This is a genomic window from Phytobacter diazotrophicus (assembly GCF_052061655.1).
GTDB classification, from domain to species: Bacteria; Pseudomonadota; Gammaproteobacteria; order Enterobacterales; family Enterobacteriaceae; genus Phytobacter; species Phytobacter diazotrophicus.
The window spans coordinates 3,637,489-3,658,638 of the sequence record NZ_CM125428.1; the positions used below are offsets into that span (position 1 = coordinate 3,637,489).

Annotated in this window: 21 protein-coding genes and 2 pseudogenes; 2 read left to right on the forward strand and 21 right to left on the reverse strand. The window is 52.9% G+C overall.

The features are described from left to right. Positions 1-112 precede the first annotated feature (112 nt). The 8 genes and pseudogenes from ACS0RQ_RS17765 to ACS0RQ_RS17800 all read right to left on the reverse strand — a co-directional run bounded on the left by ACS0RQ_RS17765 (position 113) and on the right by ACS0RQ_RS17800 (position 11,585). Positions 113-1,270: a tail fiber domain-containing protein gene (locus tag ACS0RQ_RS17765; RefSeq protein ID WP_334634247.1), complete on the reverse strand. Its 1,158-nt coding sequence runs from the start codon at positions 1,268-1,270 to the stop codon at positions 113-115. 527 nt (positions 1,271-1,797) lie between these two features. Then, positions 1,798-5,475 (reverse strand): annotated as a pseudogene (locus ACS0RQ_RS17770) (TipJ family phage tail tip protein); the annotation flags it as partial. Between the two features lie 52 nt (positions 5,476-5,527). Continuing rightward, complete coding sequence (locus tag ACS0RQ_RS17775; RefSeq protein WP_334634249.1) at positions 5,528-6,154, reverse strand: tail assembly protein; 627 nt, start codon at positions 6,152-6,154, stop codon at positions 5,528-5,530. Beyond that, positions 6,148-6,864: a C40 family peptidase gene (locus ACS0RQ_RS17780; RefSeq protein ID WP_132438886.1), complete on the reverse strand. Its 717-nt coding sequence runs from the start codon at positions 6,862-6,864 to the stop codon at positions 6,148-6,150. The genes ACS0RQ_RS17775 and ACS0RQ_RS17780 overlap by 7 nt, the downstream gene beginning before the upstream one ends. A gap of 1 nt (position 6,865) precedes the next feature. Further along, positions 6,866-7,603 (reverse strand): phage minor tail protein L, encoded by a 738-nt coding sequence (locus ACS0RQ_RS17785; RefSeq protein ID WP_334634254.1) that lies wholly within the window; start codon positions 7,601-7,603, stop codon positions 6,866-6,868. Between the two features lie 41 nt (positions 7,604-7,644). After that, the gene (locus ACS0RQ_RS17790; protein WP_125125514.1) at positions 7,645-7,986 is read right to left on the reverse strand and encodes a phage tail protein; all 342 of its coding nucleotides are present in this window, start codon (positions 7,984-7,986) and stop codon (positions 7,645-7,647) included. A gap of 32 nt (positions 7,987-8,018) precedes the next feature. Continuing rightward, the gene (locus ACS0RQ_RS17795; protein ID WP_334634257.1) at positions 8,019-11,357 is read right to left on the reverse strand and encodes a phage tail tape measure protein; all 3,339 of its coding nucleotides are present in this window, start codon (positions 11,355-11,357) and stop codon (positions 8,019-8,021) included. A 42-nt stretch (positions 11,358-11,399) separates the two neighbouring features. Then, positions 11,400-11,585, reverse strand: a complete 186-nt coding sequence (locus ACS0RQ_RS17800) for a YebO family protein (protein ID WP_107224755.1) — start codon at positions 11,583-11,585, stop codon at positions 11,400-11,402. Between the two features lie 85 nt (positions 11,586-11,670). Between ACS0RQ_RS17800 and ACS0RQ_RS17805 the strand changes: the two genes are divergently transcribed. Then, positions 11,671-11,850 (forward strand): hypothetical protein, encoded by a 180-nt coding sequence (locus ACS0RQ_RS17805; RefSeq protein ID WP_334634261.1) that lies wholly within the window; start codon positions 11,671-11,673, stop codon positions 11,848-11,850. Positions 11,851-11,867: 17 nt separating this feature from the next. Next, positions 11,868-12,836 carry an IS5 family transposase gene (locus ACS0RQ_RS17810; protein ID WP_023279773.1) on the forward strand — a complete coding sequence of 323 codons (969 nt, stop codon included), beginning with the start codon at positions 11,868-11,870 and terminating at the stop codon, positions 12,834-12,836. Positions 12,837-12,892: 56 nt separating this feature from the next. Here the strand turns inward: ACS0RQ_RS17810 and ACS0RQ_RS17815 are convergent. The 13 genes and pseudogenes from ACS0RQ_RS17815 to ACS0RQ_RS17875 all read right to left on the reverse strand — a co-directional run. Beyond that, positions 12,893-13,030: pseudogene (locus ACS0RQ_RS17815) on the reverse strand (phage tail assembly protein T); the annotation flags it as partial. 23 nt (positions 13,031-13,053) lie between these two features. Then, positions 13,054-13,434 carry a phage tail assembly chaperone gene (locus ACS0RQ_RS17820; protein ID WP_334634839.1) on the reverse strand — a complete coding sequence of 127 codons (381 nt, stop codon included), beginning with the start codon at positions 13,432-13,434 and terminating at the stop codon, positions 13,054-13,056. 51 nt (positions 13,435-13,485) lie between these two features. Next, the gene (locus tag ACS0RQ_RS17825) at positions 13,486-13,956 is read right to left on the reverse strand and encodes a phage tail tube protein (RefSeq protein ID WP_107224829.1); all 471 of its coding nucleotides are present in this window, start codon (positions 13,954-13,956) and stop codon (positions 13,486-13,488) included. 62 nt (positions 13,957-14,018) lie between these two features. Further along, positions 14,019-14,366, reverse strand: a complete 348-nt coding sequence (gene gp17, locus ACS0RQ_RS17830) for a tail completion protein gp17 (protein WP_334634834.1) — start codon at positions 14,364-14,366, stop codon at positions 14,019-14,021. Continuing rightward, positions 14,363-14,809: an HK97-gp10 family putative phage morphogenesis protein gene (locus tag ACS0RQ_RS17835; protein WP_110296791.1), complete on the reverse strand. Its 447-nt coding sequence runs from the start codon at positions 14,807-14,809 to the stop codon at positions 14,363-14,365. The genes gp17 and ACS0RQ_RS17835 overlap by 4 nt, the downstream gene beginning before the upstream one ends. After that, the gene (locus tag ACS0RQ_RS17840) at positions 14,806-15,144 is read right to left on the reverse strand and encodes a phage head closure protein (RefSeq protein ID WP_334634831.1); all 339 of its coding nucleotides are present in this window, start codon (positions 15,142-15,144) and stop codon (positions 14,806-14,808) included. Before ACS0RQ_RS17840 ends, ACS0RQ_RS17835 begins: the two co-directional genes overlap by 4 nt. Positions 15,145-15,154: 10 nt before the next feature. Then, positions 15,155-15,472 (reverse strand): head-tail connector protein, encoded by a 318-nt coding sequence (locus ACS0RQ_RS17845; RefSeq protein ID WP_334634829.1) that lies wholly within the window; start codon positions 15,470-15,472, stop codon positions 15,155-15,157. Between the two features lie 74 nt (positions 15,473-15,546). Beyond that, the gene (locus ACS0RQ_RS17850) at positions 15,547-16,773 is read right to left on the reverse strand and encodes a phage major capsid protein (RefSeq protein ID WP_317078720.1); all 1,227 of its coding nucleotides are present in this window, start codon (positions 16,771-16,773) and stop codon (positions 15,547-15,549) included. Positions 16,774-16,785: 12 nt separating this feature from the next. Further along, positions 16,786-17,385, reverse strand: a complete 600-nt coding sequence (locus tag ACS0RQ_RS17855; protein ID WP_071196294.1) for an HK97 family phage prohead protease — start codon at positions 17,383-17,385, stop codon at positions 16,786-16,788. Further along, the gene (locus ACS0RQ_RS17860) at positions 17,378-18,604 is read right to left on the reverse strand and encodes a phage portal protein (protein WP_317078721.1); all 1,227 of its coding nucleotides are present in this window, start codon (positions 18,602-18,604) and stop codon (positions 17,378-17,380) included. The genes ACS0RQ_RS17855 and ACS0RQ_RS17860 overlap by 8 nt, the downstream gene beginning before the upstream one ends. After that, positions 18,594-18,755, reverse strand: a complete 162-nt coding sequence (locus ACS0RQ_RS17865; protein WP_317078722.1) for a hypothetical protein — start codon at positions 18,753-18,755, stop codon at positions 18,594-18,596. The genes ACS0RQ_RS17860 and ACS0RQ_RS17865 overlap by 11 nt, the downstream gene beginning before the upstream one ends. Continuing rightward, entirely contained in the window at positions 18,752-20,509 is a 1,758-nt protein-coding gene (locus ACS0RQ_RS17870; protein ID WP_317078723.1) for a terminase large subunit, read from the reverse strand. Before ACS0RQ_RS17870 ends, ACS0RQ_RS17865 begins: the two co-directional genes overlap by 4 nt. Beyond that, positions 20,509-21,006, reverse strand: coding sequence for a phage terminase small subunit P27 family (locus tag ACS0RQ_RS17875; RefSeq protein WP_317078724.1), 498 nt, complete (start codon positions 21,004-21,006; stop codon positions 20,509-20,511). The genes ACS0RQ_RS17870 and ACS0RQ_RS17875 overlap by 1 nt, the downstream gene beginning before the upstream one ends. Positions 21,007-21,150: the final 144 nt, after the last annotated feature.

The following is a 21,150-nucleotide window of genomic DNA, read 5'->3' on the forward strand; positions in this document are numbered from 1 at the left end:
GTGGCATGCTCCACCTCCTCGCTAATACTGTATATATAAACAGTAGTTTTTAATGGCGGCCAGATCAACCCCGCTAATGACTATCAATTTTTAGCACTGAATAACGCGTTGATTATTCTGCCGCTGGTACCTCGGATTTTTTTGTCTCCAGTTCAGCAACGCGTGCGGTCAGTGCGTCAATCTTCGCCATCAGAGCCAGAATGGCCTCATGATGCAGAGCTGCCGCAACGCCGTAGGAGTCCGGAGACAATACATTCTTCACCACGCCGCCATCTGGCAGGGTCACATCATGAGTCTCAACAACTGCATCCGGGAACGCGCGCTGCACATCCTGTGCTGTCAGGCCTATTCCGTAACTGCCGTTGGTTTTCCAGTGCCAGGATTGCCCCCGCATAAGAGCCATTTTTCCCAGCGGGTCAGTGATTGGGCCGTCCAGGTCTTTCAGTCGTTCGTCACATGTCGGAGTCCATGAAACGCCAGTTGCCACGCCAGACTGAGAGAAAATCCAGTAAGCTGGTGCGCCTCCGTAAGCCAGTTGAATTACCCCGTACGAGCCGTTACCATGGACAACCTGCGCATACAGCGAAAAATCAATCCCGGCATAAACACCAGTGCGGAATCTGGAACCGACTGACTCTGCGTTTGTTGTTGTACCGTTGGCAGGGTTTGCAGCGGGTGAAGTACCACCAGATTTTACCGACCCCGCGATAACCCCGCCCGACTTCCCGTCTATTGTGCTCAGGCGCGTATCATTGCCCTGGCAAAATGACCCGGCGACGGTGCCGAATGGGTTTGCTAATCCCGTCCCGCCCTGCCCCTGGCTGAGCGGTGTTGTCAGCCCTGAGAGTGAAGTGATATCTGAGTTCGCCCCTTTTTTTGCCAGAGCTTTCTGACCGGGAACCGTGACGGCCACACCGTTAATCGTGATAGTGACGTCACCCGCCCCGTTCATCACGTCGGCGAAGCCGCTCATATTCCGCTGATACAGCGTCAGCGTTTCAGCAATATTCTGCGCCAGACCATCAACGCTTAGCGAATCACTCAGCAGGATGGCGTAAGCGGTACCGGCTGCAATTGCCGGGTTTGCCGCTGGCGTTACGGTGAGCTGGGTTGCGCTGTTGATTGCCGTTATCTGGAATACCTGTACCGGGTTTGCCAGAGTGACCAGAGTGCACCCAACGCGGATCAATGACCCTGCGGCTGTAAAATTCGTGCCGGTTCCGGTCACCGTATTTCCGGCGACAGAAACACTACCAGTTGTGTAAATCATATTTTCTCCAGGCAAAAAAAACCCGCCGGAGCGGGTTGAAATCAGGATTGAGTGAACGAACCGGAACCTCTGGATACGTGTATTGTCGGGGAATAAATACCAACGTTCGCATGATATGTCGCATTATCACTGCGCATCTGAATCGAACAATTCACCACCTGTCCGGTAACGCGGGCGCTATGCATAACCGTGACGTACGTAGGACGCGATCTGTCAGTATTTGGTGGGGTATAAACGTCAATGGTTCTGCTCGACCCACCAATGGTGAGAATCGCCGTCCCTTTTGTCTGAGTAATCCCTGCACCGGCCTCAGTCGTAGACAACTGGACCTTAACCAGCGCCATTACTACTACGTGTTTTTCACCAGGCTGGTTGCCAGAATCGGTGTACGAAAAGTTTCGGGTGACATTTTCCCCCTCAATATCAGCAAACGTCTGCCCCACAGCTACGTCACCGATAAATGATTCAGCCTGAACGGTGCCTTTAAACGTCCCGCTGGTTGCATTGATTTTCCCCGTAAATTCTCCATTCGTCGCGTAAACAGTTCCGCGCACCGTTACATTGTTGAGTTCGGCATTGCCGCTTTTTGGCAGATTCCACCCGGCGCCACCAGAACCAGAAACGAAATTATCTGACTTCAATGAATCGGTGATTTTCCCGAACTGAATGCTGGCATCACGGAAAAATGCATCGTTGATGAAGGTTTGTCCGTTCTGAATAACAAACGGCAGCGTGACGGCTGAACCAGCCTGAGACATAACAGCGAAGCGATCAGCAAGGAAAATAACCTGTGACTGCATTCCTGAAGGAGTGTTCTGAACGCCCAGCCCCATCCCTGCCGCGTACTGTACACCGTTGACATCCACGCCAACCTTTATCGAGTACATCGCGTTCAGGTTGCCGTTGATATCCGCTACCGCCTGGGCGTTAGTGGTAATTGCCACAGCCTGGTCGTTTACCGTGACGCTCAGTGAGTTAATTTTCGTTGCAGAGGTCTGCGTAAAATCAGACATCGTTTTCGCAAAATCAGTGATGTTGGCATTGCCACCAGCCGTGGCATCCAGGGTTTTCAGCGACTCAGCGACAGCTTTACTCGCGTCCACCATCACGTTATCAACACGCTGGATACCGGCACTGTTTGCGCCGTACTGAGCACTGAGCGTCATCCGGGTGTTAACCTGCGCCAGTGTTTCCTGAATCAACGCTACTGCCGTGTTTTGCACCCCACCGGACGCATTAGCCGTTTTCCCTGACAGTTCGTCGAAACGGGACGCGGTAGCGCTGTCGAGGGTGGACACAGCCTGTGTGAGCTGCGTTACGTTAGCGGTATTGTCCTCCGTCTGCACCGTCAGCGTCTCAACTGCCGTGGCGCGGGCCTGCGTCTCGTCGGCGAGCGCCTGAGTCAGTTGCGTTACCTGTGCCGCGTTCTGGTCGGTTTTCGCCTCCAGGCGCGTCACGTCCGTAACGCGGGCCTGTGTTTCTGTGGCTATCACCTCCCGCAACTGAGTGAACGATGCCGAGTTTGCCCCGTTCTGCGCCGACTGCCTCACTACCACATCAGCGATGGCGAGTGCATTACCAATGATGGCCTCTGCCGTCTGCCGGTTCGCGCCCACAGCCGCCGCCAGTTGGTCGGCGTTTTGGGTAATTGCCGTGGCGAGGTCAGCAACAGTTTTGCTGGTTTCAACTGCGTTTTCGATGATTTCTTTAAATACCGCGGTGTCCTTCATCTGCTCCAGAATCTCAGCAGAAATGGCACTGACATCAACCGACGACTGCCCCATTACCCAGGCGGTCCACTCGCCGACATTGCCAATTCTGTCCACCAGCCGTGCACGGTACCAATGCCGCACACCCGCCAGCATTGGCCCGTGCTGATAGCTGGCTGCCGGATAAGGCACCAGTGTCAGCAGTTCGGGATTTGCCTTATCGTCCGTGGTGGCGCGCTGTAGTTCGGTATAAGCAGTATCACCGGATCCGTCAGGAAACGCCCAGGTAATATCGATAGCCCAGACCACATCATTTGAAGCAAGGAGTGACTGCGGCGTGCCCGGTGTACCATTTTTTCCCGTCAGGTGGGTCGTATCGGCATAACCCCAGGGCGACGACGAATCCTGCGCATTCAGGGCACGCACACGCACATCATAATTGCCGGAATAAATGCCCTGAACGGAAAAACCCTGGGCACTGGCAACCGGAACGTTAATCCAGTCGCCATTGTCCTTGCGCCATTGCGCCTGGTACCGGACAGCACCATCAACTTTGTCCCAGGTACTGTTCAGACTCGCGACCGTCAGCCCCTGATCGATAAAATCAGTCTGGCTGATAAGTATATTTTTCGGCGCAGGCAGGACAGATATCGGCGTTACCGTAATCGGTGCAGGCGTGATCCGTACACCATCATCAATAAACCGGTATTTATTGGGGTCGTGCTGAATGCCGGAAACGTTAAATGTACCGTCGTCATTTGCAGCAACGGATGTCACACGAAATTGCTGAATAGCCAGCCTGTCACTGTCAATGGCCCACACTGCGCCAGCAACGGGAGTCAGCCGGTAATCGGTGCTGACCGTGACGGTCTTTTTATCGCTGCTAATCGCGCTGATGGTACGCGTCTGCGTTGTTCCGTCGGGGAGATTCAGCGCCAGCCTGTCACCGGACGCATATTCAACAGCGCGATCCAGCGTAATATTCCTGCCGTTTACCGCACTGATTCGCCCTCCATTCTGCATTCCGGCGCGGAACGGGTCCGCAACACCAATAACGGATGCAGGCAGCGGAATATGTCCGTCCAGACCGACGTTAAACGAGATTGTGCCGTCTTTTGCGTTTGACAGTAAGACCCAGCGCCCCCTGCGGTGTGCCTCACTTTGCGAGGTGCAGCCAATAGCAGTCAGTTGCGTCTGATTGATGTCGTAGCGAGCTACCAGATCGCTGTCGTAAACGCCCTCGATGGTGTCGCTGTAATGGTTCTGCGGATCAGACCATGACACCAGGCAGGAACTGTAGCGGTTTTTATAGGAGCCACCCGCGTAGTTAAACAGCCCGTCCACCACGTTTGAGGCGGTATAAACAAAATCCAGATCTGCCACCGGAACATCAGCGTTTACGTAAATCTGTTCATTACCCCAGAATGTAATACCCCGGAATATTGCGGCCAGATCTTTCAGAACAGCGTATGCATCCTGCTGGCTCTGGATGTAAACGTTACAGGTAAAACGCGGCTCAGTACCGCCCGCACCGTCAGATACCCTTTCATCGCAATACTGAGCAATGGCGTAGACTTCCCATTTATCAATCATGGAAGCATCCACGCGGTTGCCCATGCCGAAAATTTTATCCAGCACCAGATCGTAAAAAATCCATGCCGGGTTGTTGCTGTATGCCCATTTGAAGTCGCCAGCCCACGCGCCGGAACTTTCGCGGGTAACAGGATCATAGTTTGACGGTACACGGATCCGGCGGCCCTGAGGGACACATGTCACCTTCGGGGCACTCCCATTAAAGTGGCTTGCATCAACTTCGATATAGAGCAATGCGGTATTCGGATAACGGAGTTTACTGTCGATAACTTCTGCGAACGAGAATACCTTAAACGCGTTGGCTAACTTTGAGTTGCCAACCGAATCCGCTGTGATCCGTCGGACACGAACAGTCCATCCGGTGGTGGCTTCTGGCAGATTAATACGGTGATCGCGCTGGTATTCGGAGGTGGTTTTACCGTCAAACGTCGCATCAACCACGGTCTGATAGGCGCCACCGTCAGTGGACAAATCAATTGCGTACGCCGTAACGGTACCCACCATGTCGCCATTGTCTTTGTACTGGTACTGGACGGGGAGAGATAATTTGATGCGAACTGCGTCCAGTGTCAGGTTTGTAAACTGGCGTGTCCAGGGTACAGACTGCGTGACCGTCACGCCTACGGCCAGCTCATTATCAATCTCTGGCATCCCTGGTATGTACGTCTGGTCCTGCGTTCCACGCCGCCAGTCCCAGACAACACCGGAGAAATTGTAACTGCCGTCGGCGTTAGCCAGCGCTGTATCATTGAGGAAAATTTGTTGTGCCGTCAGTTCGCCCTGAATTTCGCCTTCGGCAATAGCCAGCAGCATTTTTAATTTTGCGGTCGACAACAGATCGTCAGGTGCTTCAACTGGCGTATGTGCACTACCGCCCCCACCTTTCCTGCCCTGAATATGCATAATTCACCCATAAAAAAACCGCCCGGAGGCGGCTGTACCTGAATAAACGTGCCTATTGCTGATCGCTGGAGAACAATCCGGCACTGATGACGGCCCCGCCAATTTCACGTTGCCCATAGAGCAGTGGAACCGGGTAACCCATCGCCACTGTATTCACGGGTGCACCGAAGGCGTAATTGGGTTTATTGTCTGCGCTACTGCTGGCACCGATATTAATTTTGGGTTGAGGCGTCAGCATCTGCACAACACCGCCCAGCATCATAGATATTCCAAGTCCGGTTAATGCTGTTGTCGTTCCTGCGATAGCGGCTGCACTCATTCCAGCCGCGCCAGCCCATGCAGCAAAGGAAGCGCCTGCAGTGAAAAAAGCCGCGACCAGCGCCACCGCACCAATAACAATCTGGAGAACACCGCCCTGCTTGGCACCTTCAATAACAGGCATCATGGTAAATTCGCTGGCCGTGGACGTGAGTTCAAATTCTTCCACCCCAATATTTTCACCATCCCGGAAAAAGGCGAAGCGCACGCCGCTGTGATGCGCATTGGACATGTATTTTTTAAAACCCGGCACCTGTGAACACATAGCCCGAAGCATTTCGCGAATATCAGCAACGTGAAAGCGATGAATCCTGCCAAATTTCTTTGCGGCCACACCTTTAAGCGTCAGCGTTTTCAGCATTTCATGAGTTCCTTATGCCTGACAATTCTGACTGTACGCTCACGATAATACTGACCGTAGGGAACGCGGGCAGAAAGATTGCCGGAAGAATGATGAAGAATAATATTGTTACCTAACCAGATGGCGGCATGGTTGGTTACGGGAGCGCTGAGCTGCATCATAATAATGTCGCCGGGTTGCATCTGATTTAATTCAACCTGAATAAAGCCCTCCGACTGCCAGTTATCATCGTACAGGTTTTCGCCGTTATTCCACCACTCACGCGGGACAGAGTAATCACCGAGAGAAAGATTAAACTCGCGACGATAGTATTCACGGATTAGCGCCCAGCAATCCGCGTGACCGAGTACCCAGGATCGTCCGGTGTAGTCACGATTTTCGCGCGGCGAAAACGTACACCAGTCACCGTCCGGCCATGAAATAATGCCCCATTCCAGCCCCGAGTGATCACACTGAATACGGTCAGTCTCTGAGGGGATTAACTGAGCCACATCCGGGTGCGAATGAACAACCATAATAATCTCACCCTCCTTTTCGGCATTTAAATAATCGGCTGGCGAGAGGGTGAAATGTTCTTCTGGTTTATCAGAGATATTTTCACAACGAATATAACGTTGTTTTCGTCCTGCCTGAACGACGACGCCGCAGCATTCACGGGGATATTCCGCAGCGGCATGTTCGCGAATAGCCGCCATAAGTTTTTCGCGCATATTATTTACCCTGCAGGTTTGCCGCCGGAAACCCGCCAAACGGCAGAGGATTTCCGGGGCCAAAACGCGCCTCACAGTCAGGGAGTCGTCCTCCACAGACATCCAGCGCGGGATTGGTTGTCGGGGTGCCATCTTTCAGAAAATACAGCGTTCCGGCGTAATCACACCCCGTTCCACTCCGGTACAGCCCACGGAGGCACCAGGTACAGACAGGGGTTATCTGTCTGGACGGTAATTGCAGGCTCTGAATATCGAAAGGTGAGCAGAGTTCAAAATCAACCTGAGCTCTGTTCTCGGCTTTTTTGGCATTAACATAAAACACTTGCACCCGCTCTTCGTTCGGGTTAGCCGCGGGGTTCCCGGAAACCCAGTTAGCCGCATCAAGGTATTTAACCAGCGTGGTGTGGATTTTAACCTTTGCCTTAACCAGGTCATCATACTCAAGGCAAAGCGCTGTCACATAGTTACCAACATTACCGACAGAGAGCGTCGGCGTGGGTTGAGAGCCGGTACTTGAAAGCTCCACCCCTTTCAGCGCATAAGGATAAGGATCGTACTGATTCCCCTGCCAGATTATTGCTGGCAGATTTTCACCAGCAAAGGCATTCCAGTTATTATCTGAAATATTAAAGGCATGAAATCGTAACACAGTTTCCATACCAAATGCCGTACCGTCGATTTCAATTAACTGAACTATATTTCCGGGTTCCAGTTGTTGAATATCCTGAGTAAAACTCATTAATAACTCCAGCTACGTTATCTGTTGGCAGAAAAATACCGTTAAGGTGCATAAGCCTGTTCAAATACAAAACTTATTTCCGCAAAATTTCCATTCGTAAAAACAGGTTTTATTGAATCCCGCTTTACCCTGTAAAGTTTTTTCTCTCCCCACGGATTAGACCACCAGAATGATTTAGTGACATGGAATTTAAGAAATGCGCGAATAACTGCCATATCAGATAATTTTCCGTTACAGCTAAGTTCCCATGTCGCGTTATCCTCATTTATTCCAACACCAGCAACCTGCTTATAACCATCCCCGAACTGGATTTCCTGCGTTGCAATATTTATGCTTTCAGTGGCCCCCGTGCGCACAGGCCAGATAAATGTTTCAATTGCCATAGAGATACCCTACCCGTCGTCCGCTGCGGGATTTAGCTTCGGTACAGAATCCCGCCAGGCGTAATTTCTTTTCTTAACCTGTCGGTAATGGTGAGTTGAATAATAGACTGTAACTGACTGGAAATAGCGCTTGTATCAGAGGCGTTACCACCACCCCCTGCGGAATCCTGATAAATACTCACTGGTGCCTCGACATGAATATTCGTAGCGTTGCCACTGGTATTATTCACACCAGAACTGACAGCACGCACACCCAAAGAGCCGTCACTGGCGCGCGTTAAAGGCATAATGGCTTCTGGTCCTGCCTCTCCGAAAATACCCGCGCCTTTGGCAAATGCGAATGTTTTCGGGGTGCTGTAAACACCATTGCTGTATGCGCTGAGTGACGGTGAGTCGAACACCCCACCCAGAGCCAGAGGCTCTAAATGCGGAGTGGGTACGGAAAAGGATTGTCCGGTAACAACAGTGCCTGACGTGGTGGACATTGCAGACGATGCACTTCCGCCAATTATTCCGGTGATACCACTAACCAAAGAACCAAGCAGACCAGATGATTTACCCATGGCGCTGACAATTGCCATTTGCAGGGAGACTTTGGCGATCATTTCCAGCGCCGACAGCCCCCATGACCTCCAGTCAGCTTTACCACGAACCAGCATGGATGCCACATTATCCATAGCACTATCCATTGTGGTAGTAACTCCCTGTGAAACGGTCCCGGCGATGTCCATCGTGTTCTGTAGCCAGTTTTCATAACCACGCGATACACCATTACGCCAGTCTGCCTCAGATTCGGCAATAGCCCGATACTTATTATCAAGCTCGGTTAACGCTGCCGAGCGTGCTGCGACAGCGGCTGTTCCTTTGTCGGTTTTATCGAACTGACGTTCAACCTGCTGGGTCTCGTCGAAACGTTGCCGCTGCCTGTCGCTCAGTCCGGCGGTATCCGTCGCCGCCGTTGCCTCATCCTTAAATTTCCGCGCGGCTTCGGTGAGTTGTTTCAGCGCTTCGGCCTGATCGCGCTGTTTCTTCACGTTCTCTTCTGCTCGCTGTGTCCAGCGGGCTAACTCTGCTGAGGACTCACGGATCGCTTTGCGCTGCTCATCCGTCCATTTCGTACCTGCCTGATTCGCGGCGGCGTAGAGATCTGCCGCTTTCTCGCCATCAGTCGCGCGGACTTTCTGCACCTCGATAGCTACGGAAAGATCAGCCATTTTTCGGCTGTACTGTTCAGCCTGAGACGCCGCAGCACGGTCAGCCTTTTCAGCTTCCCTGGTGGCGTCTGCTTTTGCTTTTTGTGCCGCTGCCACGTTCTGCGTGTTGTTATAGTCTTTTTCTGCCGCTGCCCGATATTGAGACGCAAAGGTTGAATTATTCGGACCGTCTCGGCCCATATCCTGCAGGTCAAAATCAACCTGCCGATTGACCTTAGCAATGCCAGTTAACCCGGCCAGTTCAGCCTGGCGTTGCTTATTCAGGAGGCTCTTGGCATCTTTGTCAGAGACAGATGCCTGGGGTAAACGCAATGGGCTGGCTGTCAGTGAGTTATTATGCTCAATAGCATCATTTATGCCGTCAAGCACCTGTCTGAATATTGAACCTTGCCCAGTCATCAGAAGCAGATTGTTGTAATAAACATTTGCAGCAGCAGCATTCTGTTGCAGTAAGACATTATGCCGATCTGTGGTAGATATTAATTGTTTGGATACCTCATCACGGCGGCGCTCAGCATCAGCAAGTTCACCATTAATTTCTACCAGCGACTCTTGTGCTTTATTGTATGACCAACTCCCCTCTTCGCTGTTTTTCATCGCCGCGCGAGCGTTGTACTGCTGCTGAGCCAGTTCGGCAATTTTACTATTTAAACCCGCGACCTCTTCGGCTTGCACACGCATTGATACAGCGGTTTTATCGATTTCGTTACTATTATTACCCTGCACCACCAATCCAGAGACAGGCTTCGCCTTGGCTATGGCCTCCCCATATTCAAGCGCAGATTTTCGCGCTTGCTCCTGATTTTGGTATACGGTGTACCATGCTCCTGCTCCTAGCATTACCAACCCGGGAATGCCGCCAATTAGAGATACCAGCCCCTTAGCCCCACTCCACATCAAATTTATTGTTGATGTTGCACGGTTAAGAGCCTCTTCGGAAGCAGTAACGGCGCGGTTTGAGAGCACAAGTCCGGCATTCGCAGCTATCAGCTCTCGCCGTTTTTTGATGACGTTATCTGAGGCCAGTAATGAAGCATTTGAACCTTTAGCCACATTTGCTTCGGCCAGCGCCAGGTTATATGCAGAGGTTGCTGCACTGGCGTTCGCTAGGGCTTTGCGCTGTGCCTGTGTTGCGGCGTATGCCTGTGCATCGGCCAGAGCAATCTGGTTTTTTCTGGCTTCAAGCACCTCACCTGCAGATGACGTAACACCGGACAGAATACCACCAAGTAGACGAGAACCGCCGACAGCGGCCAGAACTGCCGCCCCGCTAGCCACTGTATCAAGGTTTGACGCCAGACCATCAAGCGCCCCTGACAGCGCAGTGGACGCGCCAAGGGCGTCATTCGCGCCACCAACCCATGCCAGAAATGCGTTCTCCACTTTCTGCGCTGAACCGCTGATTGAGGCTGGTAGCGTTTCAAATTCTTTGCGAAGTAATTCAACATTGGTCAGTAACGGGACAATTTTATCCGTTGTCAGTTGCCCGTTCTGCGCCATATTGCGCAAGCCGCCCACTGTGGTTTTCATGCCATCGGCCAGTAACTTCGCCAGGCGACCACCGTTTTCCATGATGGCGTTAAATTCTTCGCCGCGCAGTACGCCGGAACCAAGAGCCTGTGAAAGCTGTGTAATAACGGAGCTGGCTTCCTCGGTACTGGCACCAGACAATTTCAGCGAAGTTGCGACCGTTTCAGTTACTTTCGCCACATCGGTGGAGGCATAACCGGCATCGCGCAATGAAGATGCTATACGGGCATATAGCGTTGCGTTGGCCTCAAATGATGTGCCGGTGCGCTGGCTGATTGCCATTAACGAGCGTTGCGCTGCTGCAAAATCCTCCGCGCCAGTGGAAGCCAGGCGCAGACGCCCGCTTAACTGGTTCCAGGTATCGGCATACTGAATAAGTTGATGTGTGGCAAATGCCCCTGCAAACGCCCCCGCAAGGCCCGTAGCGGTAGATTTAACGCTGACCAGCTCAGCATTCAGCGCCGCAATTGAGCGTTGTGTTTCACGGGTGACGGCGGCAGCATGTTTGCCGCCCTGCTCCATTGTTTTGTAATAGTCCTGCCCCATCCGCGAGGCACGGGCAATTTCGCGCTGGAATGAACCGGAATCAGCAGAAACTTTAATGATGAGTTCGCGCAACGTAGCCATATTTCACCTATAAAAAAAACCCGCTGCGAGGCGGGTTATATTTCATACTTGTTTATTGTTATGGGCTATTTGAATTAACAAGTCTATTTGGGCGTCTTGCTTCTTATTAATCTCTTGTAGAGCTTTAACTTGATCATTTGCTCTTACACTGGCTCTCGCTAAGTAAAATAAAAGAAAAATATTAAACACCCATCCCAAAAAGCCCAACAAAATCCATAATGGTTCCATAAGCACTCCTTCATCATTAGAGCGACCATTTTACCAATAAACATTTTAGATTGCCGTGCTGGTACAACACAAAAGAACCTAATGAATGAAAGATTCAAGCATGAGCCGATTTTCAAAGATCAGACATCCATTTTTCAAGCTCAGAAACTTCTTTACCCCCCTCTTCCTCAGCACCCCATTTCAGCAGCAGGTCAGCCATATTCGCTTTGCCGCCCTGGGCATTGAATGCTGCCGCCGATATCTGTGCTGCGGCTTTGTTGAATAAATCGAACTTTTGCTGAGTTGAAGGATCAGATCACGCATCTTCCCGACAACGCAGACCGTTCCGTGGCAAAGCAAAAGTTCAAAATCACCAACTGGCCCACCTACAATAAAGCCCTCATCAACCGTGGCTCCATAACTTTCTGGCTGGATGATGAAGCTATTCAGGCCTGGTATGAGTCAGCAACACCTTCTTCACGAGGCAGACCTCAGCGCTATTCTGACCTTGCCATCACGACTGTGCTGGTCATTAAACGCGTGTTCAGGTTGACCCTGCGGGCTGCACAGGGTTTTATTGATTCCATTTTTACACTGATGAATGTTCCGTTGCGCTGCCCGGATTACACCAGTGTCAGCAAGCGCGCAAAGTCGGTTAATGTCAGTTTCAAAACGTTCACCCGGGGTGAAATCGCGCATCTGGTGATTGATTCCACCGGGCTGAAGGTCTTTGGTGAAGGCGAATGGAAAGTCAAAAAACACGGCAAAGAACGCCGTCGTATATGGCGAAAGTTGCATCTAGCCGTTGACAGCAACACACATGAAATCATCTGTGCAGACCTGTCGCTGAACAATGTGACGGACTCAGAAGCCTTCCCGGGTCTTATCCGGCAGACTCACAGAAAAATCAGGGCAGCATCGGCAGACGGCGCTTACGACACCCGGCTCTGTCACGATGAACTGCGGCGTAAGAAAATCAGCGCGCTTATCCCTCCCCGAAAAGGTGCGGGTTACTGGCCCGGTGAATATGCAGACCGTAACCGTGCAGTGGCTAATCAGCGAATGACCGGGAGTAATGCGCGGTGGAAATGGACAACAGATTACAACCGTCGCTCGATAGCGGAAACGGCAATGTACCGGGTAAAACAGCTGTTCGGGGGGTCACTGACGCTGCGTGACTACGATGGTCAGGTTGCGGAGGCTATGGCCCTGGTACGAGCGCTGAACAAAATGACGAAAGCAGGTATGCCTGAAAGCGTGCGTATTGCCTGAAAACACAACCCGCTACGGGGGAGACTTACCCGAAATCTGATTTATTCAACAAAGCCCTGTGCTGCCTGAACATCGCCGCGCCAGTCACCAATCGGACTCATCCGGTCATACGCAATCCACATTTTCAGCTCACTGGCCGTCAGGGTGCTGCGCAGCTCGTGGAGTGTGCGCCCCAGCCGGAGCGCCAGCGTCATGAGAAAGAATGTAAGGGGTTGCTTTACTTTTTTTCGGCCTGATCCTGATCCACGCCGAGCGCCAGAGCCACATTCAGGAGACGTTTATGCACCTGTCCATAAACGTCTGCGACGGTACCGATATCATCATCAGAAAAAACACGTTCGCCTGCTTCATCGCGAAGAACATCAACGAAGAGGATCGTGTCCGCTTTTTTATTGCGGATAAATTCCTGCGCAGCAGTCAGCTTCGGAGCTTCCTCACCCTCCCCCAGTTCCGGTGGGGTGATAAATTCACGAAACTTAACCCAGGCATCACCTGACGGTTCACGAAGAATGACTTTTACGTTATTCCATTCAGGAACGGTGATGCTTTTTGTACGGAACGCCAGATTAGGTGTCAGAGCCAGTTCACGTAAGGACATTTTTATACTCTCTGTGTTATCAGATGGAGGGGAAAAAGCGCCCGCAGGCGCTTAAGAACCGGAGGCTACAATGCGTTTCGGCTTGCCTTTCACGCGCAGCGAATAGGTTGCGCCAACGACCTGGGATGTCGCTGCAGACCAGCTACTTTGACGGACCTCAACGAGCACATAAAAACCGTTACCGGAAGGGAAAACGACTTTAAGCGCCCGCAGCTCGTCATTTTCATATGCCGTCTGCAGCGCCAGTTGCGCGGCTTCATCACCGACCCAGTTACGGGAAATGGACATTTCTGCCGGAGCCGCGAGGCCGTTGGTCTGCTCCTGCTCGGTGGAGCAAAGCGTGGTGACATCGATGTCACTTTTCTGGCCGCCTGTGTAGCTGATCTCCTTCGTGGCACATTCAGCTTCAAGGAACGTCACGCCTGCCGTCGGGAAACCTGCAGCCTTAAAATCGTCTTCTGTGACGGGGGCGTTCGAGATACCGATCTGCGTGCCCTTTGTTTTTTCATACTTACTGGTCATGTTTGCTCCAGATGTAAAAAAACCCGCCGGAGCGGGTTATTGGATGGATGATGCGTGACGTGTCAGACAATCACAGAGGCCTCAAGCGAGGCGCGGTGAAGACGGGTCTCTTGTTCATACAGCGGAAACTTATTGATGTTCTCCAGCCCCAGTACCGACAGGCTGGTCAGCGCCTGATCACGGATGCTGCGGGCTTCGTCAATATCCGGCGAATAGACATCAACCTGAACCGAAACGGTTGATTCAGCCTGCCCGCAAAGCACATCGGCCATTGCATCAGTCGGCAGCGAGAAGACAACCCAGGGAGGACTAACGTCAGGCTCTCCCTGTGCGTTCAATGGCACAACGTAGGGATAGACCTGCCCATCGGCCAGCGCACCGATCAGCGCATAAATTGTTGCCTCATTCATTTTGACAACACCTCATCTATCGCCTTATTCATCCTGGCGATCACGGCGCGGGTCGCTTCTTCCTGCCGCGCATCAAACGCAGGCCGCACAAAGGGGTGCGCAGGCATATTCGACGTGCCTAATTCAACGAAACGCCAGTAAAACGCGTTGCGCCGGTTGCTGGCTTTCATGGTGTTGTCGCTGTTTCCCGTTTCGGGGTTAACGCCACGGATATGGACACCGGACGAGATCGCATTTCTGCTGCCCCGCTTCGTGACCACGACAACATTGCGTTTCAGTTTCCCGGTACGCTCCGGCGCGCGTTTAATCACTTCCTCTTTAAGCACTTCCGCCCCGGCCCGTGTCCCGTCACGCAAAACCTTTTTGTTCTCTGCCTTGCTGAGCACTTCCATATCGCGGGAAATATCCAGCAGGCCTGAAAAATCCAGTTTATGGTCAATCACGCTTTTACCCCCTGCTTACAGAGAACTTCCAGCCGTGTGGCTCGTTCATCAGGGACAGGTGGCCCTGACACCTCAAGGATCTGCCCACGAAACGGGCCAGTCAGCACTTTAAGGCGAGACGCTGCAGAAATATCCTGACGATACCGCAGCCACACCCGCACCGTGGCTTCGGCTTTTTCTGCACCGGAGGCCATCAGCTCGCGCCCGCTGATGCCCTTCACCTCAGCCCATACTGTTTTCCCGTCCTGCCAGTCCTGTTTTGGCTGACCCGAAGATGATCTGACTGTTACTGAATTCTGTATGGTGACGCGGTGACGGTTTCGACCTGCCTGCATACCGTGCCCCTTAAAGTGGAATATAACGATAAGGCTCAAGCAGCGAAGCGAAGCCCCAGGGGATACTCATTTTTGCCACTTCGGCGGCTTCTTCCCGGCTCTCATTCCAGTGGCCCACCAGCAGCATCAGCGCGAGGCAAATATCCTCGCTGATAACCAGACCGTCAGGATCGGTGTCAGGTACTGACACGTCATACAGCTTACGGTTGATAAAGTTTTCCGCACGCTTTCGTGCCGCCGCCGCCATCAGCGTTAAAAGAGCGTCGCCTGATGTGTCATCGTCATCAATACGGCACTGCATCCGCAGTTGTTCGAGTGAAGGAACCATGATTTTCCTTAGCCCGCAGCGAACTGCGGGCATAAAAAAACCGCCGAAGCGGTGGAGGCATTTCCGGGGTTCGATTATGCGGCTTTACCCGCCAGCGCTTTAATCGCTGCAGTATCTTCCAGCACACAGTCAAAACGATGGAAGGCCAGAAATGCGGTCTGGTCATACTCAGCGTAACGCTCCACCAGGCGTTTGAGGGTCATATACGACACGCGGCGAATGATGAAGCGGTTAAAATCACCGAAATAAGCGAACTTAGCGCCCGCTGCAACATTCGGAATGGCCGGGTCGATAACATATGGCGTCTGGAGAACCGTAGCCGGCGCACCGCCGATGATGCTGGGCAACCACAGCGGACGGTTTTGCGCGTCCACCATCTCTTCAATGACCTGCAGCGTCGCATCATTAAAGGCAAAGCGCACATTAGGACCATTGCGATATGCCGGATCAACGGCGTGTTTCAGGGAGTTCAGCTCAGTCCATTTAAAGGTTGCGGCGGCTGCTGTGCTGACCGTATTGGTCACTGATGCTGCCAGCCCCTTCGGCTGCAGCGGCGTACCAGCCCCCGTACCCAGCACAAGGTATTTCGCCTCACCGCGTCCAATACGGGACGCAATGCGTGACGCAAGAAATGCCTCAATATCCACACCGCTATCCTGCAGCAATTCATTGGATACACGGATGATTTTGGAGGAGAGTTTTTTTGCACCCAGAATGGCGGTACCGAACGTGGTATCACCCTCACTGGCTGCGGTATTTTCAGCAAGAAGTTCACCTTCTTCTGTCGTACCGTCGGACGTTGACCAGGCGATATCCAGCCCGGTGGCTGTCGTGAGGATTTGCGAAATACTGGCAATGCCACCATAGGCCCGCATGGATTCAACAATGCGGTTCTGGAACTGGGTCGGAACGGTATAACCGCCCTGCTCATCAGGACTGGTGCCCTGCGCACGCAGTTCACGTAATGCCTGACGTTCCTCTGCGCTCAGTTCAACCACGCCACGGCGCAGGAAGCCATTAAATGCGGCGGCCCGGCGTTCACTGGCCTGTTGCTGTGGATCGCCATGGTTACCCTGCTGCTGGCGCTGCTCTCCTTCCTGATCTTCAATATAAGTCTGATCCTGGCGGCGAAGTTCTTCTTCGCGAGCAATCTGGGCGTCCAGCGCGTCAAGCTCAGATTTCATCGCGCCCCACTGCGTGCGCTGCTCGTCAGTCCAGGCGGTATCGCCAATCTTTTCGTGGAGCGCACGCATATCGGCTGCAATGGTATTACGTTTCTGTTTAAGTTCATGAAGTGCCATAGAATATTTTCCTTACGCGTTAAGAAGAGTCAGCAGGCGCTCGCGCGCCATTCGTTGGTTAATGGCGTTCTTTAGCGCACCGCTGTTGCGCGCCTCCTGCCAGGCTTTCATAGAGCGGACGCCGGAATCAGCATCCTGATAGGCCGGATACGTCACCGGCGAGACATCGTACAGACGGGAAAACTTGCTGATTTCACGGATAACAATGCCTTCGTCATCCTCGTACCAGTCGTCACCATCACGGGCCACCTGGAACGCAAACGAAGACTGGCTGATATCACCCCGTACCATCGGCGCAATGACCAGATCGCGAATGGTTTGCGTATCCGGTGCCAGAATGTTGTATTGCAGGCCGCGTTCATCCACGCTCAGCGATAACGTACCCGCCGCGCTGCGCCCAAGAATGAAATTCGGGTCATGGTTAAACAGTCCGCGAACGTCGTTTGTCAGAACGTCATCAAACGCACCGGGCTTGATGATTTCGCGAAAGCCCCAGAGTGGCTCGGAACGGGAATTGAACACGGAACCGTAACCGATGATCCGCGTGGGCTGATCGCTCTGCTGTTCTGCCCGAACCTCGCCGCTGTAACACCGTAATTCACGGTCATTCATCGGTTTTATCCTCTGTTGTTTTATCGGGTTTAAAATCGCCGGCAGGATTTGCGGCATTCACGCTGACCAGCATTTCATCCAGCCCGTCAACCGGGTTCATATCCTCAAAGGCGCGCGCCTCATTGCGGCTCATCCAGCCATCGGTGATGGCAAAGTGATAGAACTGGGCTCGCTCCTGCGGCGTACCGCGCAACAGCCCCGTAAGATTGAAGCGGACGTAATACCCGGCGGCACGTTCGGCGCGGGTAAACAGGCGTCGGTTTAACTCCTGCTCCCAGTTAGTCACCCACGGCATCATCGTATAGCGGACAAACTGAATGGCCTGCTGAGTGATATTGCTGAACGTGGCTTTTTCCAGGTCGTTAATCATGTGTGCCGGGACGTTGAAAATCCCGGCAATCATTGAACGGTTCAGTTTGGACATATCGATGATCTGTGCATCGACCGGGGAAACCGTCAACGCTTTGTAATCCAGTTGCGCCGGGAGCAACATCGTTTTGTTTTCCTGGCTGCGCAGCGCGGCCACGGCTTTTTGCCATACTTTTTTCAGTCGCGACCAGCTTTCTTCATTCAGGTCGTTTTTCACGGAGATAATCCCGGCAGGTCGTGCATTGCCGTTAAAAAATGAACTGGTGTACTGCTGGCCGCTCATCCCCATACCGATGGTTTCAGCGTGCTGCATAATGGGCGACAGGCCCATTTTCTGGTTGTTACCCAGTGCGCGAACATGAATCATGTCGTCGGGACTGATCGCAAAAGCGCCCTCTTCGTTGTAAACCCCGTAGGTGTAGCGCCCACCGGTATTCAGTAAGGTGGTTTCCCAGGGCATCGGGTTTTCAATCGACTGAACCTCCCCGCGCCGGGAACGCTTCACCCAGCCATATCCATTCCCCCAGCCCAGCACATGCCGCTGAGTAAGCTCGCGCCATTTATAGCTGGTCTGCCAGATGTTTGGCTCATCATGCAGCAGGTAAAACACCGGATGGTCGCGCGCCGGGGCAACCGCATTCCCGTTCTTTCGCATGACGTGTAACGGCATTTGCGCCAGATTGGACGCGATCACGTAAATACAGGAATACACCGCCGCCAGCTTCATGGCGGTCACCGGGCTGACGTAAATATCACGCCCCAGGCTGCTGTCAGCGTCGGCGGTCTCACCTGTCAGCGGCGTGGCGGGGTTTTCGAGCGGTTCACTGCGGAAAATGGCATCAAGTAACACGCTTACCCCCTTTTGCTGTCAGCAGCGCCCCTGTAAGCAGCAACCCACCAGAAAACATCAACGCAGGGGCCAGCCCAAATTGCAGGTAAACCCCGCCCGCGAGCAGCCCGAAACCGGACAGCCCGATAATATCGATAATCAGAGATTTCATAGGATTAGCAGGTCGTCATCCGGGTCGAGAGTGGAAAGGAAGTCGGGGGCATCGCCGCCGTTCACAAGCACGCGGCTCATCCCGGTAAACAGCGCTGCCGGACCGTCGATTTTTGCTTCCGGTGTGGATTTGTTAGGGAAAATGTTGTCGTTTTTGTCCGGTTTGACGGTCACGTTCGACATCATCCAGTTCATTACCGGGTGATTTGAATGGTGAAATCTGCCCCCGTACACCAGCGCCTCAACCTCTTTCATGGCCTCAGAGAAGTTGCGGACCGTCTGAGGAACCTCCACCAGCGGGATCCCTTCTTCGGCGAGTGCAAGGCTGAATTGTGTGGCACTCCAGGGGTCAAAACCGACCTCTTTCAGGCTTTGCCCGCCAATCCAGTCGAGCAAATCAGCTTTGATCTGATGATGGTCGATTACGTCACCGTCGGTCAGCTCTAATTTTCCGAGCATGGCCCATCCCCGGTACATCTGCGCCATTTGTTCAGAGCATTTTTCCAGACGCCCTTCGGGTAGCCAGAATTTAAAGTCCGCGTGCAGGTGGCCGTTATCGGCCCGCCAGATTTTCGCGGCGGCACAGATATCAATTTTATGTGCCAGATCCATACCCACCCACATCGGGTAGGTTTTCAGCTCATGAACGGGCGCGATGTCTTCACAGGCTTCCCACTTCATCATGTCCATCCAGGCTGATTCAGCCGTAACCCAGATATTCATGTGCTTGGTGAAGAAATTGACACGTGCGGAAACCTGCTCTTTGGCTTTTTTCGCCAGGCGGCGCAGGTCATCCCACCGTTTACAGATGCCCAGTCCGGGGTTCGCTTTTTGCCAGACCGTTTCATCAAACGGATCATCGCCTTTATCAAGGGTGAAAATGATGGCAAAAAAGCTGTCATCTTTAACAGCACCTTCAACCTTGCTGTTGTAGCCCTGCAGAACCTTTATGGCGTAGTCGCGCAGCTCGTAACAGATGCCCTCTTTATTAAATCCGGCGGTTGTGATGCCAAACAAAAGCGACTGCAGGCGCGCACCTGTTGCTGTCTCCAGAACGTCCCACACATCACGCGTTTTGTGTGCGTGCAACTCATCGACAATGCCGCAGTGAATATTCAGGCCGTCGAGATTGTTGGCGTCAGACGATAACGGTTCAAACTTGGATGAGCTTTGCTCCTGGTAAATCGCCAGCTTATTGAATTCGAACAGTCGGCCCAGTGTCGCTTTCGCCTTTTTCACCATGTTTTTGGCGTCTTCGAAAACAATACGAGCCTGATCGCGGGTGGTCGCTGCTGAATAGACCTCTGCGCCCCCTTCGCCATCAGCCCCGGTCATATAGAGGCCAACACCGGAGGAAAGCGTAGATTTTGCGTTTTTTCGGGCCACTTCGTTATAAGCGGTCCGGAAGCGGCGAACCATTACCGGGCGTCCGCTGCCATCGTTACGCAGAACCACCTCCCCGGTCGCTTCATTCACCAGGGGAATAACAAAGCCGAAGATGTTAATCAGAATGAAAACATGCCAGTCCATTAATTCTATCGGCTGGCCTGCCAGTGCCCCCTTAACGTGAGGCACAAATTTATAAAAATTGAGGATGTGCTGCGCGCGCGCCTCGCTGAAAAAAATGCCCCGCTCCTCACCGTGCGCCAGATCATCAAGAAAACGCTGGCAGGCCAGGCGCACATATTCACAGGCAACAATTTCCCCCGCCACCACCCGTTCGGCGTAGCGTATGCCTTCTGCCACCTTAGCCATTAGTCCCTCGCTTTCATGAACTCAGCGATTGGATCAACCTCGCCGGGTTTTTTAATACTGACTTTTGAGCGGCTGGCGGGCGTCATGCCAAATTCTGCCAGCATGGCGCGAAGTCGTTTCCAGGCGTCAGCCTTCATAATTGCCGCCGGGTGAGCTTTTATCATGCGAATTTCGCGCTCTTTTCTTTCGTCGCCGTCGTCTTCGCTATAAACGGCGTAGGTGTAACCTTCACGCTCCAGCGTTTCGCAGTGGTGCCGGTATTCGGTATATGCCTCAACCAGCAATTCAAGCGCCCGCGCGTCCAGCTCAGAAAGAACGCCTACTGCGTCCAGTTCCTCGGCCATTCGCTTAAACCAGTACTTACCCTGCTTATCGAAATGCTTCGGAGTTGGGGGAACCCCTTTGGGAGGTTTTGGCTCGTCTTTGTTGATCGGGCGCTTGGATGGGTTACCCCTCACCAAACGCAGATGGCTCGGGGTTTTCGGTGGTCCAGACATAATCGAAAACTCCTATTAATGATCGGCTGGGGATCCCCAAAAAAAGTTTCGTAACCTGCGGCGATGTGAAGAAAGGTCAGGCGTCGGTCCGCAGGCCGCGCGGCTGGAGGGATTTGATCCCCCCCTCGGTGATGAGAATCAATA

What these genes read in the sequence shown, in the direction of transcription:
- ACS0RQ_RS17765 (WP_334634247.1), bottom strand. Translation starts at nt 1,270, where the DNA reads ATGATTTACACAACTGGTAGTGTTTCTGTCGCCGGAAATACGGTGACC.
- ACS0RQ_RS17775 (WP_334634249.1), bottom strand. Translation starts at nt 6,154, where the DNA reads ATGCTGAAAACGCTGACGCTTAAAGGTGTGGCCGCAAAGAAATTTGGC.
- ACS0RQ_RS17780 (WP_132438886.1), bottom strand. Translation starts at nt 6,864, where the DNA reads ATGCGCGAAAAACTTATGGCGGCTATTCGCGAACATGCCGCTGCGGAA.
- ACS0RQ_RS17785 (WP_334634254.1), bottom strand. Translation starts at nt 7,603, where the DNA reads ATGAGTTTTACTCAGGATATTCAACAACTGGAACCCGGAAATATAGTT.
- ACS0RQ_RS17790 (WP_125125514.1), bottom strand. Translation starts at nt 7,986, where the DNA reads ATGGCAATTGAAACATTTATCTGGCCTGTGCGCACGGGGGCCACTGAA.
- ACS0RQ_RS17795 (WP_334634257.1), bottom strand. Translation starts at nt 11,357, where the DNA reads ATGGCTACGTTGCGCGAACTCATCATTAAAGTTTCTGCTGATTCCGGT.
- ACS0RQ_RS17800 (WP_107224755.1), bottom strand. Translation starts at nt 11,585, where the DNA reads ATGGAACCATTATGGATTTTGTTGGGCTTTTTGGGATGGGTGTTTAAT.
- ACS0RQ_RS17805 (WP_334634261.1), top strand. Translation starts at nt 11,671, where the DNA reads ATGAAAGATTCAAGCATGAGCCGATTTTCAAAGATCAGACATCCATTT.
- ACS0RQ_RS17820 (WP_334634839.1), bottom strand. Translation starts at nt 13,434, where the DNA reads ATGTCCTTACGTGAACTGGCTCTGACACCTAATCTGGCGTTCCGTACA.
- ACS0RQ_RS17825 (WP_107224829.1), bottom strand. Translation starts at nt 13,956, where the DNA reads ATGACCAGTAAGTATGAAAAAACAAAGGGCACGCAGATCGGTATCTCG.
- gp17 (WP_334634834.1), bottom strand. Translation starts at nt 14,366, where the DNA reads ATGAATGAGGCAACAATTTATGCGCTGATCGGTGCGCTGGCCGATGGG.
- ACS0RQ_RS17840 (WP_334634831.1), bottom strand. Translation starts at nt 15,144, where the DNA reads ATGCAGGCAGGTCGAAACCGTCACCGCGTCACCATACAGAATTCAGTA.
- ACS0RQ_RS17845 (WP_334634829.1), bottom strand. Translation starts at nt 15,472, where the DNA reads ATGGTTCCTTCACTCGAACAACTGCGGATGCAGTGCCGTATTGATGAC.
- ACS0RQ_RS17850 (WP_317078720.1), bottom strand. Translation starts at nt 16,773, where the DNA reads ATGGCACTTCATGAACTTAAACAGAAACGTAATACCATTGCAGCCGAT.
- ACS0RQ_RS17855 (WP_071196294.1), bottom strand. Translation starts at nt 17,385, where the DNA reads ATGAATGACCGTGAATTACGGTGTTACAGCGGCGAGGTTCGGGCAGAA.
- ACS0RQ_RS17865 (WP_317078722.1), bottom strand. Translation starts at nt 18,755, where the DNA reads ATGAAATCTCTGATTATCGATATTATCGGGCTGTCCGGTTTCGGGCTG.
- ACS0RQ_RS17870 (WP_317078723.1), bottom strand. Translation starts at nt 20,509, where the DNA reads ATGGCTAAGGTGGCAGAAGGCATACGCTACGCCGAACGGGTGGTGGCG.
- ACS0RQ_RS17875 (WP_317078724.1), bottom strand. Translation starts at nt 21,006, where the DNA reads ATGTCTGGACCACCGAAAACCCCGAGCCATCTGCGTTTGGTGAGGGGT.